Here is a 16,787-nt window from a genome sequence, read left to right as displayed (position 1 = left end):
GATCCTAGTTGGGCCCCGGATCAGGTCAGTCCGGGGTGGACGCCAGGGATCAGTCCCGCCGCGGCCGACAGTCGGCGCAGCATGTACCGCAGCGCGGCCCGTTCATCGTCGGACAGCGACGCGGTCACCTCGTCCTCGAGCGCACGACCTGCGGAGTCGAGGGCCGGGACCAACTCGCGCGCCCGCTCGGTCAGAGATACCGCAAATGCCCGCCGATCCTCGGGATGCGGCCGGCGCTCGACCAGCCCGTCGGCTTCCAGAGTGTCGATCAGCGTGACCATGACATTGCGATGCAGACCGAGACGCTCGCACAGTTCGCGCTGAGACTGCCCATCGACACCGGCCAGCGCCAACAGAACCGCGGTGGCCCGGGGATGCAGGCCCAGCGGCTCGAGCCTGGTCTTGAAGCCATCGGCCACATACGCACCCAATTGGGACAGCAGGAACGGTATGCGCTCGTCGAGCGCGGAAACACCGGTCGGATCCTCGGCCACGATGCCAACACTAGCACTCCTAGTGATTGTCATATATCTTGATTGTCACAACTAGTGACTAATTGGGAGGCTTTCATGCAAATCGTCATCTTCGGCGCCAACGGGGCAACCGGACGTCTGCTCACCCGCCGAGCCCTCGACGCCGGCCACCGCGTCGTGGCGGTCACCCGCCACCCCGGGGCGTTCCCCATCACCGGACCTGCACTCACCGTGGCCGAGGCCGATGTGCGCGACGCAGCGGCTGTCACCGACGCCGTCGACGATGCCGACGCGGTGCTGTCCACCCTGGGCGTCACGTTCACCAAGGAGCCCATCGACACCTACTCCGTCGGGATGGGCAACATCGTCACGGCGATGCGCGCGACCGGAGTCGAGAAGTTGGCCGTCGTGAGCTCCACCGCGATCGACGACTACCCCGGCCGCACCGATACGCCGTTCGCGCTGCGTCTGGTCCAGCCCGTGATCAGCCGCATCTTCGGCAAGACCCTGTATGCCGACATGCGCCGGATGGAGGACATCGTGAGCGCCAGTGGACTGAACTGGACGATCGTGCGGCCGTCCGGCCTGTTCGACCTGCCGGATGTCACTGAATACATCGCGGGCCAGTGCGACCCGGTGGGCGCGTTCACCTCCCGCACCGATCTCGCCCACTACCTGCTGAAGCTGGCCCAAACACCCGAAACCGGTGCAACCGTGACGATTTCGACGACGGTCGGCACCCCGTCCATGTGGCAGTTGCTACGCCGCGAAGCGCTCAAGAGCGCGTGACGCGGCCTACCCGAAGAACTCCGCGGCGTCGTCGTAACGGGACTGCGGTACCAGTTTGAGGTGGCGGGTCGCATCGGCCAGCGATACCCGGCCGATGTCCTGCCCCTGTAACGACACCATCATCCCGAACTCGCCGGCATGCGCGGCGTCAGCCGCGTTCACCCCGAACCGGGTGGCGAGCACCCGGTCGTAGGCCGTCGGGGTACCGCCGCGCTGGACGTGCCCCAGCACGGTCACCCGGACATCCTTCTTGATCCGCTTCTCCACCTCGTACGCCAATTGCTGTGCCACACCGGTGAATTTCTCATGGCCGAACTCATCCATTCCGCCCTGGCGCAGCTGCATGGTGCCTTCCGCCGGCTTCGCACCCTCGGCCACCACGCAGATGAAGTGTGACGATCCGTGCTGGAACCGCTTCTTGACCAGCCGGCACACTTCTTCGACGTCGAACGGCTGTTCGGGGATCAACGTCATGTGCGCACCCGAGGCCAGCCCGGCGCTCAGCGCGATCCAGCCGGCATGCCGGCCCATCACCTCGACCAACATGACCCGTTGGTGCGATTCGGCGGTGCTGTGCAGCCGGTCGATGGCCTCGGTGGCCACCTGCAGCGCCGTGTCGTGTCCGAAAGTCACGTCCGTGCAGTCGATGTCGTTGTCGATGGTCTTGGGCACCCCGACCACCGGGACATTCTCCTCGGACAACCAGTGCGCGGCAGTCAGCGTGCCTTCACCGCCGATCGGGATCAGCACGTCGATCCCGTTGTCTTCAAGGGTCTGCTTGATCTGGTCCAGGCCGGCCCGCAGCTTGTCGGGATTGACCCGGGCGGTGCCCAACATGGTTCCGCCCTTGGCCAGCAGCCGGTCGTTGCGATCGTCGTTGGCCAGTTGGATACGACGATCCTCCAACAGACCACGCCAGCCGTCGAGGAATCCGACCACCGACGAGCCGTAGCGCTGGTCGCAGGTACGCACCACCGCCCGGATCACCGCGTTCAGGCCAGGACAATCACCGCCGCCGGTGAGAACTCCGATGCGCATGCGCACCATCTTGCCCCGCCCGACACAACCGTGCCGGGGATAAGGCCGTGACCGCCTACAACGCGCTGGGCAGCGGACCGCGAGCCGCCTCGTAGGCTGCGCCGACGCGGTAGAGCCGGTCATCGGCCAGGGCCGGCGCCATGATCTGCAGTCCGACCGGCAGGCCGTCGTCGGGCGAGAGACCCGACGGCACCGACATGCCGCAGTGCCCGGCCAGGTTCAGCGGCAGCGTGCACAGGTCGAACAGGTACATGGCCAGCGGATCGTCGACCTTCTCCCCCAGCCGGAACGCCGTCGTCGGCGTCGCCGGGGACACCAGGACATCCACGCTCTGGTAGGCCTGCTCCAGATCGCGGGCGATCAGCGTCCGCACCTTCTGCGCCTGGTTGTAGTAGGCGTCGTAGTAGCCGGCCGACAACGCGTAGGTGCCGATCATGATCCGGCGCTTGACCTCCGGGCCGAACCCGGCGGCCCGGGTCAGCGCCATGACCTCTTCGGCGCTGTGCGTGCCGTCGTCGCCGACGCGCAGCCCGAAGCGCATGGCGTCGAACCGGGCCAGGTTGCTCGACACCTCCGAGGGCAGGATCAGGTAGTAGGCATCCATCGCGTGGTCGAAATGCGGGCAGTCGACCTCGGTGACCTCGGCGCCGAGCGCAGTCAGCTGGGCGACCGCGGCATTGAACGACTCCAGCACGCCGGGCTGGTATCCCTCGCCACGCAACTGCTTGACGACGCCGACCCGAACACCTGTGAGATCGCCTGCCGCACCGGCCCGAGCCGCACCGACCACATCGGGCACCGGGGCGTCGACGGAGGTGGAGTCATACGAGTCATGACCGGCGATCACCTGGTGCAGCAGGGCGGTGTCCAGCACCGTGCGGGCGCAGGGCCCACCCTGGTCCAACGAGGACGCGCAAGCGATCAGGCCGTAGCGCGACACCGTGCCGTACGTCGGTTTGACGCCGACGGTTGCGGTCAGCGCGGCCGGCTGCCGGATCGACCCGCCGGTGTCCGTGCCGATGGCCAGCGGCGCCTGATAGGCGGCGAGCGCCGCGGCGCTACCGCCGCCCGAACCCCCCGGCACCCGCTCGGTGTTCCACGGGTTGCGGGTCGGGCCGTAGGCCGAGTTCTCCGTCGACGAGCCCATGGCGAATTCGTCCATGTTGGTCTTGCCGAGGATCGGGATGCCTGCGGCGCGCAGCTTGGCGGTGACGGTCGCGTCGTACGGCGCACGCCAACCTTCGAGGATCTTGGACCCCGCGGTGGTCGGCATATCGGTGGCGGTGAAGACGTCCTTGAGGGCCAACGGCACCCCGGCCAACGGCGAAGGCAGCGTCTCGCCGGCCGCCACGGCAGCGTCGACCCGAGCCGCCGCGGCCAGAGCGGAATCCGCCGCCACGTGCAGAAAGGCGTTGAAGCGGTCGTCGGTCTCCGCGATCTGATCCAGGTGGGCCTGGGTCACCTCGGTCGAGGAGACCTCCTTGGCCGCGATCTGGGCACCCAGGGTCGCCGCATCGCGACGGGTCAGCTCACTCATGCTGGTCATTCACCCTCTCCGAGAATCCGCGGCACAGCGAAGCGGCCGTCTTCGGCGCGCGGCGCCGCGGCCAGCGCTTCCTCCTGCGTCAGGCACGGCACGACAACGTCAGGCCTGCTGACGTTGACGATCCCGGTTGTCTCCCCAGGTCGCTGCGCTCCTGCCCGCCGCGAAAGCGGATTGTCCGTCGCTTCCACACCGGTGACGTCGACGGACTGGATCTGGCTGACATGGCCGAGGATGGCATCCAGCTGTCCGGCGAAACTGTCCAGTTCGTCATCGGTCAGCGCCAGACGCGCCAGACGCGCCAGATGGGCAACCTCGTCTCGGGAGATCTTCGACACGACAAAGCAGCCTAGTCACGCCACCAAATCGGGCTCCCGTCGGCAGTACACCCGGCGCTACACCGGCATGCCCCGGCGCTCCCCCTGTGCAACAGTGATGCGCGTGCCTTCGTATCTGCTGCGGGTCCAGCTCGAGGACCGACCAGGCAGCCTCGGCTCGCTCGCCGTAGCACTCGGCTCGGTCGGTGCCGACATCCTGTCCCTCGACGTCGTCGAGCGCGGTACCGGCTACGCGATCGACGATCTGGTCGTCGACCTGCCGCTGGGCTCGATGCCCGACACCTTGATCACCGCCGCCGAAAGCCTTTCCGGCGTCTATGTCGACAGCATCCGCCCGCATACCGGGCTGCTCGAGGCGCACCGCGAACTCGAATTGATCGACCACGTCGCGGCGGCGCGTTCGAAGGCCGACCGACTGAAGGTGCTGGCCGAAGAAGCGCCACGGGTTCTGCGCGTCAGCTGGTGCACCGTGGTCCGGTCCACCGGTAGCGGCGTAGAACGTGTCGCGGCAAGTCACGGCGCTCCCGAGACCCAGGCGAAGTCAGCGCCGTGGTTGCCGTTGCAGCGGGCCACCGTGCTCGACGGCACCCAGGAGTGGGTGCCGCAGGTGTGGCGCGACATGGACACCACACTGGCTGCCGCACCACTGGGTGACCACGACACCGCGATCGTGTTGGGCCGTCCCGGCGGCCCGGGTTTCCGGCCCTCGGAGGTGGCGCGCTTGGGTTACCTGGCCGGGATCGTCGCCACAATTCTGCGCTGAGGGACCGGGCTAGCTCTCGTCGGTCGTCGCCTCGTCCGGCGTCGATTGCGGGCCTTCTGCCAGCAGGGTCCGGAAGCCGGCCTCGTCGAGGATCGGAACCCCGAGTTCGACGGCCTTGTCGTATTTGGATCCGGGCGCGTCCCCGGCCACCACGTAGGCGGTCTTCTTCGAGACCGAGCTGGCGGACTTCCCACCGCGGCTGATGATGGCCTCCTTGGCCTGGTCGCGGGAGAAGCCGGGCAGCGATCCGGTCACCACGATCGACAGACCTTCCAGCGTGCGCTCGATCGTGGCGTCGCGTTCGTCGGCCATCCGCACCCCGGCGGTGCGCCATTTGTCCACGATCGCGCGGTGCCAGTCGACGGTGAACCAGTCGATGACCGCGGCGGCGATCGTCGGGCCCACCCCTTCCACCGCGGCGAGCTGTTCCTCGCTCGCCGCGATGATGGCGTCCAGGCTGGCGAATTCGGTGGCCAGAGCGCGCGCTGCGGTGGGGCCCACATGGCGGATGGACAACGCCACCAGCACCCGCCACAGTGGCTGGGCCTTGGCCTTGTCCAGATTGGCCAGCAGCCGTTTGCCGTTGGCCGACAGTTCCCCGGCCTTGGTGGTGAACAGTTCGGTGCGCAGCAGCTGGTCGGCGGTCAGGGTGAACAGATCGCCCTCGTCGGCGATCACGCCTGCCTGCAGCAGCGCAGTGGCCGCCTCGTAGCCGAGCCCCTCGATGTCGAACGCGCCGCGGCCCGCGACGTGAAACACCCTCTCCCGCAACTGCGCCGGGCAACTGCGGGTGTTCGGGCACCGGATGTCGGCGTCACCCTCCTTGGCCGGGGCCAGAACGGTGCCGCACTCGGGGCAGTTGGTCGGCATGACAAATGCATGCTCGGATCCGTCTCGCAGGTCGACCACCGGACCGAGCACCTCGGGGATGACGTCGCCGGCCTTGCGGATCACCACGGTGTCGCCGATCAGAACCCCCTTGCGCTGAACTTCGGTCGCGTTGTGCAGCGTGGCCAGACCGACGGTCGAGCCGGCCACCTTGACCGGCTCCATATAGGCGAACGGGGTGACCCGGCCGGTCCGCCCCACACTCACCCGGATGTCGAGCAGCTTGGTGGTGGCCTCTTCCGGCGGATACTTGTAGGCCACCGCCCACCGCGGGGCGCGCGACGTCGACCCGAGCCGACGCTGCAGCGCCACCTCGTCGACCTTGACCACAAGGCCGTCGATCTCGTGCTCGACGTCGTGGCGGTGCTCACCCCAGTAGGCGATGCGCTCGGCGACCGCGGCAACCCCGGAAACCTTTGCGGTGTGGGTGGATACCGGCAGGCCCCATTCACCCAACGCCCGGTAGGCGTCATGCAGGGATTTGAACGGGAACCCCCCAGAGCTTTCTATATGACCGAGCCCGTGGCAGATCATCCGCAACTTGCGCCGTGCGGTGACCGCCGGGTTCTTCTGCCGCAACGAGCCCGCCGCGCTGTTGCGGGGGTTGGCGAACGGCGGCTTACCTTCGGCGACCAACCCGGCGTTGAGATCCTCGAAATCGGCAACCCGGAAGAACACCTCACCGCGTACCTCCAGCACATCGGGCACCGGAAACTCGTCGGAGGCCGCCAGCTGCTCGGGGATGTCGGAGATGGTGCGGGCGTTGAGTGTCACATCCTCACCGCTGCGTCCGTCGCCGCGGGTCGCGGCGCGAACCAGCCGCCCGTTGCGGTAGACGAGAGCCAGCGCGACGCCATCGATCTTGAGCTCGCACAGATAGTGCGCGGTGTCACCTGTCTCCACGCTGATCCGGGCCGCCCAGGCCGAGAGCTCATCGGAATCGAACACGTTGTCCAGGGACAGCATCCGTTCCAGGTGCTCGGCGGGGGCGAATTCGGTGGCGAATCCGGCCCCGCCGACCAGTTGCGTCGGCGAGTCCGGGATCCGCAGTTCGGGGTGCTCGTCTTCCAACGCCTGCAGCTCGCGCAACAGCACGTCAAAATCGGCATCGGAAACGATCGGTGCGTCTTTGACGTAGTACCGGAACTGATGCCCCCGCACCTCTTCGGCGAGTTCCTGCCAGCGTCGTCGCAGATCGGCATCGGGCTGTTCGGGCAGCACGGCGTCGGCATCTCCGGTTGGCTTCTCGCTCACTCTGAGCAGGCTAGTCGAGCAGGCCGACACCCCGGGCCATCGGCGGCCGCTGTCGCTGAACACTCAGGCGGTGTGCGCGGGCCGGCCGTCATCGCGCGGAAGGTGCAATTCGATCTCGCGGGCCGCCTCGCGAAGTTCGGGCAGAAATCCAGTGATCTCCTCCAGAGGCATCCGGAATTCGGGCCCGGCGACGGTCAATGCATATGCGGGTCGGCCTGCCCGCATGACGGGCACACTGATGGCCCGTACTCCGTCCTGGATCTCCCCGTTGTTGATCGCGTAGCCATCCTCGACCACCTGGCGCAATTCGGCACGGAACTGCTCTTCGTCGATATGCGTGTTGGGAGTCAACTTCTCCCAGTGCAGGGTTCGCATGATCGCGTCCAGCTCGACGGGGGGGCAGGTATCCCAACAGGCACTTGCCGCCCGAGGAGGCATGGATGGGCAGCCGCTCACCGACGTAGGCTCTGATCTGCACCCGGTCGGATCCGCCGATTCGCTCCACATAGAAGTATTCCGACCCTTCACGGGCCCCCATGAAGATGGTCCTGCCAGTGCTGTCGGCCAGCCGGCGCATCACCGCGAGCATGACCTCCGGAAGGGTCCGCACCTCCGATGCGCGCTGATGCAGTTCGAACAACTTGGTGCCCAGCTGATATCGCCTGCTGCGCTCGTCCAGCCGGACCAAGTCGATCCGGACCAGCTCGGCCAGCAGCCGATGCACGGTGCTGGCCGGCAGTCCGACCTCCTTGGCCAGGCCGGTCACGGTCACGCCATCGGGATGCTCGACGAGCACCTGCAGCAGGATGAAGCCCTTGGCTAGCGTGCCATCAGTGGCCATGCCGGTATCCTAACGTCCGATAAATTCCCGGAGTTCGCACGTATCTGGATTGATCCCGGTTCCCAACTGCCGAGCATATGCGGCAACAGAATCATCGGCATGGCCACCGTCGCAACATGATTGCTAGTCGATCAGGTCGTTGCGAGTCAGCACCGCCCCCTGCTGCAGCAGCACGTCCTGCACCTCACCGTGCGGGATATCGCGCGCGGCGGCACCGGATTTGGCCCCGATCGCAGCGATGGTGCCGGCGGCATGACCGCTGACCATGCACACCGCCTGTCCGCGAACCGAACCCGCGGCCTCGTGATCGGCACTGATGCAGCGGCCGGCCACCAGGATGTTGTCCAACCCGTTGGGGATCAGTGCACGCTTGGGAATCCCGTAGGAGCGCGACAAATACTTCAACGTGATACCGCCACCCTCGACCTTGGCCCCGAGCACCTTGGCGCCGATCCCGGTGTCGTGGATGTCGAGGGGGTACGCGCCGCGACCGACCTGGTCGTCGAAATCGCGCCCGGCGAGCACGTCCTCGCGGGTGAGCGTGTGCTCGCCCACGATGTGCCGCGACTCGCGCACGCCGAGCTGGTGCGGAAGGTTAGCCAGGTAGCACCGCTGAAACCCGGGCACGTACTTGCGGAGGAAGTACAGGGATTCATAGGTCTGCAGTTGAGTTTCGGCCTCGGCGCGGCTGACGTCCCACGGGTCGGTGCCATCTATGCCGTGCACCCGGGTCAGGTTGATCACCACGTCGTCGCGCTCCGGCAGGGTGTAGATGCCAAGCCGGTTGCGCGGCAGGGTGAAATCACCGGCCGCCTTAGCCTCCTTGATCAGGTTTCCGAAGGCCATCAGGTGCACGCCGGGGGTGTTGCGGATGTAGTCCATGTCGTAGGGCTGGCCGGACCAGCCGGTGGGCACGGTGCGGTCCTCCGGGTGTTCTTCCAGGTAGTCCCACAGGTTGCCGAGATTCACGCCGCCGACCCGGAAGATGTTGCTCACCGGCTGCGTGACGCCATCCTGCCCGTTGCCGAAGACGAATTCTCCGCCGGCACGAGCCACCACGTCGGCGTCGCCCGAGGCATCCACGAAGTACTTGGCCCGGATCTCCGAGATGCCGGCCTTGTTGGCGACGGTCAGCTTGGTGATGTGACCATCCTCTGTTTCGGCATCGAGAAACATGGTGTGGAACAACAGATCTGCACCATACTGCTTGGCCGCCCGGAGCAGGTAGATCTTGAACGGCTCGGGGTCCTGGGCCAGGATCGATCCGAATAGGCTGTCCTTCACCGGCGGGGTGGCGTGCTGGTTCTTGATCAGGTCGCGGACGATGTCACGCGGGAATCCGCCCATCGCCCAGTACCCGTCGGCGTCAGCGGATCCCAGCAGGTTCATACCCAGCGACAGAATGCCCCCGAGGTAGCCGTACTGCTCGATGATCACGGTGCGGGCGCCCGTGGCCGCCGCCGCGATCCCAGCGAAGGCACCGGCGGTGCCACCGCCAATTACCGCGACGTCGTAATCGTATTCGTTTGGCATCCTTCTCTTCTCACTTTCATCTTCTCTATATTCGGATCGGGCGCGCCGTGTGCCCGCACATCAGCAGAACTGCGGTCACCCATTCAGTGATTCTGATTCCGGGACCGCTGCCGCCCGGGGCACCGGACCGTCCAGGTAATCGGTCCGGGCGCTGAACACCGAGACCAGTCCGATTACGGCACTGACCACGATCAGCAGCGAGATCGGCCAGGACGCGCCGTGACCGAGACCGACCAGCGAGGTGGCCAGCAACGGAACGAATCCCACGGTGGCTCCGCCTAATTGGTATCCGACCGAGGCGCCGCTGTAGCGGACGCGCGGCGGGAACATCTCGGCGTACAACGCGGCTGTCGGCGCATACATGGCCGGATGCGCGACACCCAGGATGAGCACCACCGACGTCCACACCAGCAGCGGCTGCCCGGTACCGATCATCCAGTACAACGGGAAGGCGAACAGCAAGGTGAAGACCGCACCTCCCGCGTACACCTGGCGTCGGCCCAGCGTGTCGGAGAGTCTGCCGAAGAACGGGACCAGCGACGCCTGGAAGACCGCGGCCAGCATCGTGCCGGTGAAGATGACGCTGCGCTCCAAGCCCAGCTGGGTGGTGGCGTAGGACAGCGTGAAAACGCTGAGGACGTAGAACATCACGCCGTGACCGAGGTAGATTCCTGCCGCCAGCAGTACATTGCGCAGGTCGGAGCGGATCAGCTCCAGGAACGGAACCTTCACCACTTCCCCGGCCTTCTGCACCTCGGCGAAGACCGGCGTCTCGACCACCCGCAACCGGATGAACAGCCCGACCGCCACCAGAAGGATGCTGAGCAGGAACGGAACTCGCCAACCCCAGGTCTCGAAGGCGCTCGGGGACATCGACGAGAACACGGCGAACAAGCCGGTGGACATCAGAAGTCCGATCGGCACACCCATCTGCGGCCAGCTCCCGTAGAAGCCTCGCCGGTCCGGCGGGGCGTGCTCGACGGCCATGATCACCGCACCGCCCCACTCGCCACCGACGGCGAAACCTTGGATGAATCGCAACGCCACCAGCGCAATGGGCGCCCATGCGCCGATGGCGGCGAACGTGGGAAGCAGTCCGATGGCGAAGGTGGCCAGGCCCATGATGAGCAGGCTCAGGATCAGCATGCGCTTGCGGCCGATCCGGTCGCCGAAATGGCCGAAGAAGACACCGCCCAACGGGCGGGCGACGAAGCCAACCGCAAATGTGCTGAATGCTGCCAAAGTGCCGGCCAGCGGCGAGAAATCAGGAAAGAACAGGCCGCCGACGACCGTCGCGGACGCCGCGCCATATATGTAGAAGTCGTACCACTCGATCGTGGTCCCGATCAGACTTGCAGCTGCTACCCGCTTGATCGGCGACGAGCCGTGCTCGTGGGCCATAACAGGCCCGGCTGACTCCATCAGGATGTCCACCCTTCTCCGCGTTGAGGCCAGGAGGCTTAATTCCGATTATTGGAATGTCATCCCGATAATCGGGATAAGCGTTACTGTAAGCGCGTGGTGAAAACGGTGTCAACAACTTTGGCGAATTCACCAGCACAAATACCTGATCGCGGGGTCCCACCGCTGACGACCCAACGATCCGCCACATCGAAGCTGCTCGCAATCCGTTCACCGATCACGGAAGGACCTGCCTGATGCCGGATTTCGTCGGCGCGATCGACCAGGGCACAACCAGTACCCGATTCATGGTGTTCGACCACGGTGGCCGTGTCGTCGCGCACAGCCAACTCGAACACCAGCAGATAACACCCAAACCCGGCTGGGTTGAACACAATCCGGTGGAGATCTGGGAACGCACGTCGGCGGTGCTCCAGTCCGCCCTCAACGAACACGGCCTGGCCTCAACCGACCTCGCGGCCCTGGGCATCGCCAACCAACGCGAGACCACCGTCGTGTGGAACCGGCTTACCGGGCGGCCGTACCACCATGCCATCGTCTGGCAGGACACCCGTACAGACCGGATCGCAGCCGGACTGGCCGCCACCTCCGCGGGCGAAACCATCAGACACAAGGCCGGATTGCCGCCGGCGACATACTTCTCCGGCGGCAAGCTGGCCTGGATCCTCGACAACGTCGACGGCGTGCGCGCCGCCGCCGACCGTGGTGACGCCCTGTTCGGAACCATCGATTCCTGGCTGCTGTGGAACCTGACCGGCGGTGTAGACAGCGGTGTCCACCTCACCGATGTGACCAACGCCAGCCGCACGATGCTGATGAATCTGCAGACCCTGGACTGGGATGACGAGCTGCTGGCGTTGTTCGGCGTGCCTCGGCAGATGCTCCCTCGGATTCTGCCCTCGTCGACGCCAGATCTATACGGTCACACCACCTCTCGTGGTCCACTGGGTGCCGCCATCCCGATCGGCGCGGCCGTGGGCGACCAACAAGCCGCCATGATCGGACAGCTGTGCCTATCGGCGGGCGAGGCCAAGAACACCTACGGAACCGGTAACTTCCTGTTGCTCAACACCGGCCAACAGCTGGTGCGCTCCGGCAACGGGCTCGTCACCACCGTGTGCTACCAGTTCGGTGGCCACGCCCCCTGTTACGCCCTCGAGGGATCGATCGCGGTCACCGGGTCCGCTGTGCAGTGGCTGCGCGACCAGCTCGGCATCATCTCCGGTGCGGCACATAGTGAATCGCTGGCTGCGCAGGTGAGTGACTCCAGCGGGCTGTACTTCGTCCCGGCGTTCTCCGGCCTGTTCGCCCCGTACTGGCGATCTGACGCCAGGGGCGCCATCGTGGGCCTCACCCACTACCACACCAACGCCCATATCGCCCGAGCCACCCTCGAAGCGATCTGCTATCAGAGCCGAGACGTTGCCGACGCTATGTACCAGGATTCCGGGGTGCGCCTGGAAGTGCTCCGGGTCGACGGCGGGGTCACCGCGAACAACCTGTGTATGCAGATCCAGGCCGATGTGCTCGGCATACCGGTGAGCCGGCCGGTGGTCGCCGAGACCACCGCATTGGGCGCCGCCTACGCCGCCGGCCTGGCCGTGGGCTTCTGGACGACGACCGACGAGCTGCGACGGAACTGGCACGAGAGCCAGCGCTGGCATCCCCGCTGGGACGACGCCGAACGCGAGCGTGGCCACCGAGGCTGGCGCAAGGCCGTCGACCGCACCCTGGACTGGGTCGAGGTCGACTGAGCCCAGGCCTCCCCAAGACCTTGACTACCAACAATTCTCAAGAAACGGATGCACTGATGCCGCTCTCCCCCGTCGCCCTCGATCCGCAATCCCGCCGGGATGCGCTGGCCGCGATGGCCGATACCGAACTCGACGTACTGGTGATCGGTGCGGGTGTGGTCGGCGCGGGTGTGGCCCTCGACGCAGTGACCCGAGGGTTGACCGTCGGCCTGGTCGAGGCGCGCGACTATGCGTCCGGAACATCCAGTCGCTCATCGAAACTCGTGCACGGCGGCCTGCGGTATCTCAAACAGCTCGACTTCGGTCTGGTCTTTGAGGCTCTGAGGGAGCGCTCGCTGATCCTGGAGACTCTCGCACCACACCTGGCCCGGCCAGTGGAGTTCCTCTATCCGCTGACCCGCGCGGCGCGGGACCGTGTGTGGGTGGGCGCAGGAGTTGGCGTCTACGACGCGCTCGGCGCGGGCCGGGGGGTACCGGCCCACCACCGGCATCTGGGAAAGCGCAAGACAGAGCAGAGGTTTCCCGGCGGCAAGAGCGGTACCGTCCGCGGAGGGGTGCGTTTCTACGAAGGCCACCTAGATGATGCGCGGCACACCTTGATGCTCGCCAGGACCGCGGCCGGTTACGGCGCATTGTGCGCCAACAGCGCCCGGGCGGTCGGATTTCTCGAGAAGAATGGCCGAGTCGTCGGCGCCCGCGTGGTCGATGTGGAGGGCGACAACGAGATCGAGGTCCGGGCCAGGGTGACGATCAACGCCACCGGGGCATGGACTGACGAGGTCCAGAAGGCCCTCGGAAAGCAGGGCCGGTTCCGGGTGCACGCATCCAAAGGCGTACACATCGTAGTGCCCCGCGCGGCAATCGATTCCCGCGTCGGCATCGTCACCGAAACCCCGAAGAGCCTGCTGTTCGTGATCCCCTGCCCGTGGAGCGAGCAGCACTGGCTGATCGGCACCACCGATACCAGCTGGGATCTGGATCTGGCCCATCCCGCGGCCACCGCCTCCGATATCGACTACATCCTGACGCAGGTGAACAGGCTGCTGGAAAGCCCGATCAGCCGAGACGACATCGTGGGGGTCTACGCCGGCTTACGTCCTCTACTCGCCGGACACTCCGATGAGACCGCCAAACTGTCCCGCGAACACGCGGTCGTGAGCCCAGCTGATGGGCTCGTCGTCATCGCAGGCGGCAAGTACACCACCTACCGGGTAATGGCTAAGGATGCGGTGGACGAGGCACTGCGCGGCCGGCCCAGTGAGAACTCGCGCACTGAACGGCTTCCGCTCCTCGGTGCGGACGGCTATCACGAGATGTGGGCCGGCCGGTCCCGGCTGTCGGCTGACAGCGGCCTACCGGTGGCCACCATTGAACATCTGCTCGGGCGTTACGGCAGTGCGATCACCGAGGTACTGGCGTTGATCGAGGCGGATCGGGGGCTGGCTCGGCCGATCACCCCGCACGGGCCCTACCTACGTGCCGAGGTGGTCTACGCGGTATCGCACGAAGGTGCATTGCACCTCGAGGACATCCTTACCCGACGGACCCGGATGTCGATCGACACGGCCGACCGCGGGGTGGACGCCGCACAGTCCGTCGCCGAATTGGCCGCACCGTTGTTGAACTGGGACGAAGTGCACACCCGTCGAGAAGTCGCGCAGTACCGCGCCAGAGTGGAGGCAGAGATCGAATCGCAGCGTCAACCCGACGATCTCAGTGCCGACGCGATCCGCAAGGGCGCCCCTGATCCGCGAAGTGCGTCACCGGTCGCGAGCGATGGACCGCAGCCACTCAACTCACACGCACACCGATAGCCGGCACGGTCGTCACGACGGCACAGCTACCCTGACGAACATGCCGCACCCGATCATGTTCACCGACGACGACCCGGGCCTGGCCGAACTCCGCACCGTTGCGCTGGGATTTCCCGAGGCGTTCGAGAAGATCTCCTGGGGTCGGCCGGTGTTCTGCGCACCGAAGATGTTCGCCATGTACGGCGGCAACGTCAAACCCGAGAGCCGCGGCGAAATGGTGCCGTATCCCCATTCGCTACTGATCAAGGTCGACGAGAGTGACCGCCGGGCGCTCGAGCAGGACAGCCGTTTCTTCTTCCCGGCCTACATGGGCCCCTTCGGCTGGCTCGGCCTGGACTTCACTGCGGCAAAGGTGGATTGGGGCGAGGTGCGCGAACTCGTCGACGCCTCGTTCCGGTTGACCGCCGCACGCCGCCTCATCAAACAACTCGACGAGAACTGATCGGAAACAGCCATGAGTTTTGCCAGCCCCTTCCCCGACGTCGACCTGCCCGCCGTCAGCGTCTACGACTACCTCTTCGCCGACATGTCGGCGGACGATGCCGGCCGGATCGCCCTGGTGGACGCCAAGTCCGGTACCGAGACCAGCTACGGCGATCTGGTGCGCCGGATCGATGCGTTCGCCGGCGGGCTGGCGGCACGCGGAATCGGTGTGGGCGATGTGGTGGCCCTGTTGTCCCCCAACAGTTCAGGGTTCGCGATCGCATTTCACGGCATCCTGCGCGCGGGCGCCACGGCCACCACGGTCAACGCGCTGTTCACCGCGCGTGACATCGCCAAGCAACTGAATGATTCCAAGGCGCGCCTGCTGGTCACGGTGAATGCCCTGCTGCCGCAGGCCTTGGAGGGAGCAGCAGGCGCCGGTCTCGGCGAGGACCAGGTGGTGGTACTCGACGGCCACGGAATCGGCGCGACGGGCCCGGCACCCGATGTGAGCTTCGATCCGGCCGGCCACTTGGCCGCGCTCCCGTACAGCTCGGGCACCACCGCCAATCCCAAGGGCGTCATGCTCACCCACGCGAACCTGACCGCCAATGTGGCGCAGATCCGCCCACTGCAGGGGCTGACCTCCGATGACCGACTGTTGGCCGTGCTGCCGTTCTTCCACATCTACGGCATGACGGTGCTGCTCAACGCCGCCCTGCATGCCCGCGCCCGGATGGTGATCATGCCGTCGTTCGATCTCGGTGAATTCCTGGACAACATCGCGACCCACCGGTGCACGTTCGTCTACATCGCCCCGCCGGTGGCCGTCGCCCTGGCCAAGCACCCCATGGTCGACTCGTATGATCTGTCGTCGCTGCGGGCCGTGCTGTCCGGTGCGGCATCGCTCGATGCCGACCTTGGCCGGGCTGTGGCGGATCGGTTGGGCTGCACTGTTTCTCAAGGCTACGGCATGAGCGAGCTGAGCCCGGTCAGTCACATCACCCCGCATGACGGCGGGCTGGCGACGGTCGGCACGGTCGCACCGCTGGACTCATGCGGCTGGACCGTCCCCAACAGCGTGAGCAAGCTGGTCGACCCCGACACCGGCGATGAGATCAACATCCCGGCAGAAGGTTTGAGCGCGACCGGCGAACTCTGGTTCAAGGGACCCAACGTCATGGCCGGCTATCTCAACAATGAGGAGGCCACCCAGGAGACCGTCGACGCCGACGGGTTCCTGCACACCGGGGATCTGGCCCAGGTGGATTCCAGCGGCTGCGTCTACGTCGTCGACCGGCTGAAGGAACTGATCAAATACAAGGGGTACCAGGTGCCACCAGCCGAGCTGGAATCCGTGCTGCTGGGCCACCCCGACATCGCCGATGCCGCGGTGATCGGGGTACAGGACAGGGAATCCGGCGAAGAAGTACCGAAAGCCTTTGTGGTCAAACAGCCTTCATCCGAGTTGAGCGGCGATGAAGTGATGGCGTTCGTGGCCGGCCTGGTAGCGCCCTACAAGAAGGTGCGCCAGGTCGAGTTCATCGACGCGATCCCCAAGTCTTCGGCGGGCAAGATCCTGCGCCGGGAGCTGCGGGGTAACTAGTCCTCGACGTAGGCCCGCAACCGGTCGATCGCACTGTCCCAGCGCCGCGACAGCGCCGTCAGGTAGTCGCCGGCCCGCACCAGCGGTTCGGGCTGGATCCGCCAGATCCGTTCGCGGCCCTCGCGATCACTGGTCACCAGACCCACCGCCTCCAGCAGCAGCAAGTGCTTGGTGCGGCCTGACGTGTCACCGGAATCACCTGCGTCAGTTGCACCGTCGAACACGGGCCACCCTCACAGAGCCGGGTCACGATGCGTAACCGGTTGGGATCGACCGCGTACAGCCAAGCGCAACCTTTTGGTTGCTTT

The 16,787-nt window shown here is 66.1% G+C and carries 14 protein-coding genes and 2 pseudogenes; 6 read left to right on the top strand and 10 right to left on the bottom strand.

Annotated elements, in window-relative coordinates; genetic code table 11:
- Nucleotides 1-20: 20 nt before the first annotated feature.
- Nucleotides 21-494: a MarR family winged helix-turn-helix transcriptional regulator gene (locus HBE63_RS06605; RefSeq protein WP_243858544.1), complete on the bottom strand. Its 474-nt coding sequence runs from the start codon at nucleotides 492-494 to the stop codon at nucleotides 21-23.
- 75 nt (nucleotides 495-569) lie between these two features.
- Between HBE63_RS06605 and HBE63_RS06600 the strand changes: the two genes are divergently transcribed.
- The gene (locus HBE63_RS06600) at nucleotides 570-1,262 is read left to right on the top strand and encodes an NAD(P)-dependent oxidoreductase (RefSeq protein WP_166904040.1); all 693 of its coding nucleotides are present in this window, start codon (nucleotides 570-572) and stop codon (nucleotides 1,260-1,262) included.
- A gap of 6 nt (nucleotides 1,263-1,268) precedes the next feature.
- Here the strand turns inward: HBE63_RS06600 and HBE63_RS06595 are convergent, their stop codons facing one another.
- The 3 genes from HBE63_RS06595 to gatC are packed head-to-tail and all read right to left on the bottom strand — an operon-like array spanning nucleotide 1,269 to nucleotide 4,181.
- Nucleotides 1,269-2,300 (bottom strand): ATP-dependent 6-phosphofructokinase, encoded by a 1,032-nt coding sequence (locus HBE63_RS06595; protein ID WP_166904039.1) that lies wholly within the window; start codon nucleotides 2,298-2,300, stop codon nucleotides 1,269-1,271.
- A 55-nt stretch (nucleotides 2,301-2,355) separates the two neighbouring features.
- The gene (gene gatA, locus HBE63_RS06590) at nucleotides 2,356-3,837 is read right to left on the bottom strand and encodes an Asp-tRNA(Asn)/Glu-tRNA(Gln) amidotransferase subunit GatA (protein WP_166909458.1); all 1,482 of its coding nucleotides are present in this window, start codon (nucleotides 3,835-3,837) and stop codon (nucleotides 2,356-2,358) included.
- A gap of 5 nt (nucleotides 3,838-3,842) precedes the next feature.
- On the bottom strand, nucleotides 3,843-4,181 hold the full coding sequence (gatC, locus tag HBE63_RS06585) for an Asp-tRNA(Asn)/Glu-tRNA(Gln) amidotransferase subunit GatC (protein ID WP_166904038.1): 339 nt from the start codon (nucleotides 4,179-4,181) through the stop codon (nucleotides 3,843-3,845).
- Nucleotides 4,182-4,284: 103 nt separating this feature from the next.
- Here gatC and HBE63_RS06580 point away from each other — a divergent pair, with 103 nt between their 5' ends.
- Nucleotides 4,285-4,944, top strand: a complete 660-nt coding sequence (locus HBE63_RS06580; RefSeq protein ID WP_166904037.1) for an amino acid-binding protein — start codon at nucleotides 4,285-4,287, stop codon at nucleotides 4,942-4,944.
- Between the two features lie 9 nt (nucleotides 4,945-4,953).
- On the opposite strand, the gene ligA is transcribed toward HBE63_RS06580, so the two are convergent.
- From ligA to HBE63_RS06555, 5 genes and pseudogenes are all read right to left on the bottom strand, one after another.
- Complete coding sequence (gene ligA, locus HBE63_RS06575; protein ID WP_371815011.1) at nucleotides 4,954-7,050, bottom strand: NAD-dependent DNA ligase LigA; 2,097 nt, start codon at nucleotides 7,048-7,050, stop codon at nucleotides 4,954-4,956.
- 99 nt (nucleotides 7,051-7,149) lie between these two features.
- Nucleotides 7,150-7,461, bottom strand: a complete 312-nt coding sequence (locus HBE63_RS06570; RefSeq protein ID WP_166904036.1) for an IclR family transcriptional regulator C-terminal domain-containing protein — start codon at nucleotides 7,459-7,461, stop codon at nucleotides 7,150-7,152.
- A gap of 343 nt (nucleotides 7,462-7,804) precedes the next feature.
- Nucleotides 7,805-7,927 (bottom strand): annotated as a pseudogene (locus HBE63_RS31855) (helix-turn-helix domain-containing protein); the annotation flags it as partial.
- A gap of 123 nt (nucleotides 7,928-8,050) precedes the next feature.
- Nucleotides 8,051-9,460, bottom strand: coding sequence for an FAD-dependent oxidoreductase (locus HBE63_RS06560; protein WP_166904035.1), 1,410 nt, complete (start codon nucleotides 9,458-9,460; stop codon nucleotides 8,051-8,053).
- A gap of 75 nt (nucleotides 9,461-9,535) precedes the next feature.
- Nucleotides 9,536-10,882, bottom strand: coding sequence for an MFS transporter (locus HBE63_RS06555; RefSeq protein WP_208301313.1), 1,347 nt, complete (start codon nucleotides 10,880-10,882; stop codon nucleotides 9,536-9,538).
- A 236-nt stretch (nucleotides 10,883-11,118) separates the two neighbouring features.
- Here HBE63_RS06555 and glpK point away from each other — a divergent pair, with 236 nt between their 5' ends.
- Genes glpK through HBE63_RS06535 form a run of 4 tightly spaced genes read left to right on the top strand, consistent with a single transcriptional unit; the run spans nucleotide 11,119 to nucleotide 16,479 of the window.
- Nucleotides 11,119-12,636: a glycerol kinase GlpK gene (gene glpK, locus HBE63_RS06550; RefSeq protein WP_166904034.1), complete on the top strand. Its 1,518-nt coding sequence runs from the start codon at nucleotides 11,119-11,121 to the stop codon at nucleotides 12,634-12,636.
- Between the two features lie 56 nt (nucleotides 12,637-12,692).
- The gene (locus tag HBE63_RS06545; RefSeq protein WP_166904033.1) at nucleotides 12,693-14,450 is read left to right on the top strand and encodes a glycerol-3-phosphate dehydrogenase/oxidase; all 1,758 of its coding nucleotides are present in this window, start codon (nucleotides 12,693-12,695) and stop codon (nucleotides 14,448-14,450) included.
- A gap of 40 nt (nucleotides 14,451-14,490) precedes the next feature.
- Entirely contained in the window at nucleotides 14,491-14,892 is a 402-nt protein-coding gene (locus HBE63_RS06540) for an MmcQ/YjbR family DNA-binding protein (RefSeq protein ID WP_166904032.1), read from the top strand.
- Between the two features lie 12 nt (nucleotides 14,893-14,904).
- A complete protein-coding gene (locus HBE63_RS06535; protein ID WP_166904031.1) occupies nucleotides 14,905-16,479 on the top strand; it encodes a 4-coumarate--CoA ligase family protein in 1,575 nt (524 codons plus the stop codon).
- On the opposite strand, the pseudogene HBE63_RS06530 reads toward HBE63_RS06535, so the two are convergent.
- A pseudogene (locus HBE63_RS06530) lies at nucleotides 16,476-16,762 on the bottom strand (ArsR/SmtB family transcription factor). The gene HBE63_RS06535 and the pseudogene HBE63_RS06530 overlap by 4 nt on opposite strands.
- Between the last annotated feature and the right edge of the window lie 25 nt (nucleotides 16,763-16,787).

Origin of the sequence: Mycobacterium sp. DL440, from assembly GCF_011745145.1 — a bacterium.
Lineage (GTDB): Bacteria > Actinomycetota > Actinomycetes > Mycobacteriales > Mycobacteriaceae > Mycobacterium.
This window is presented reverse-complemented; position numbering and strand designations above follow the sequence as displayed.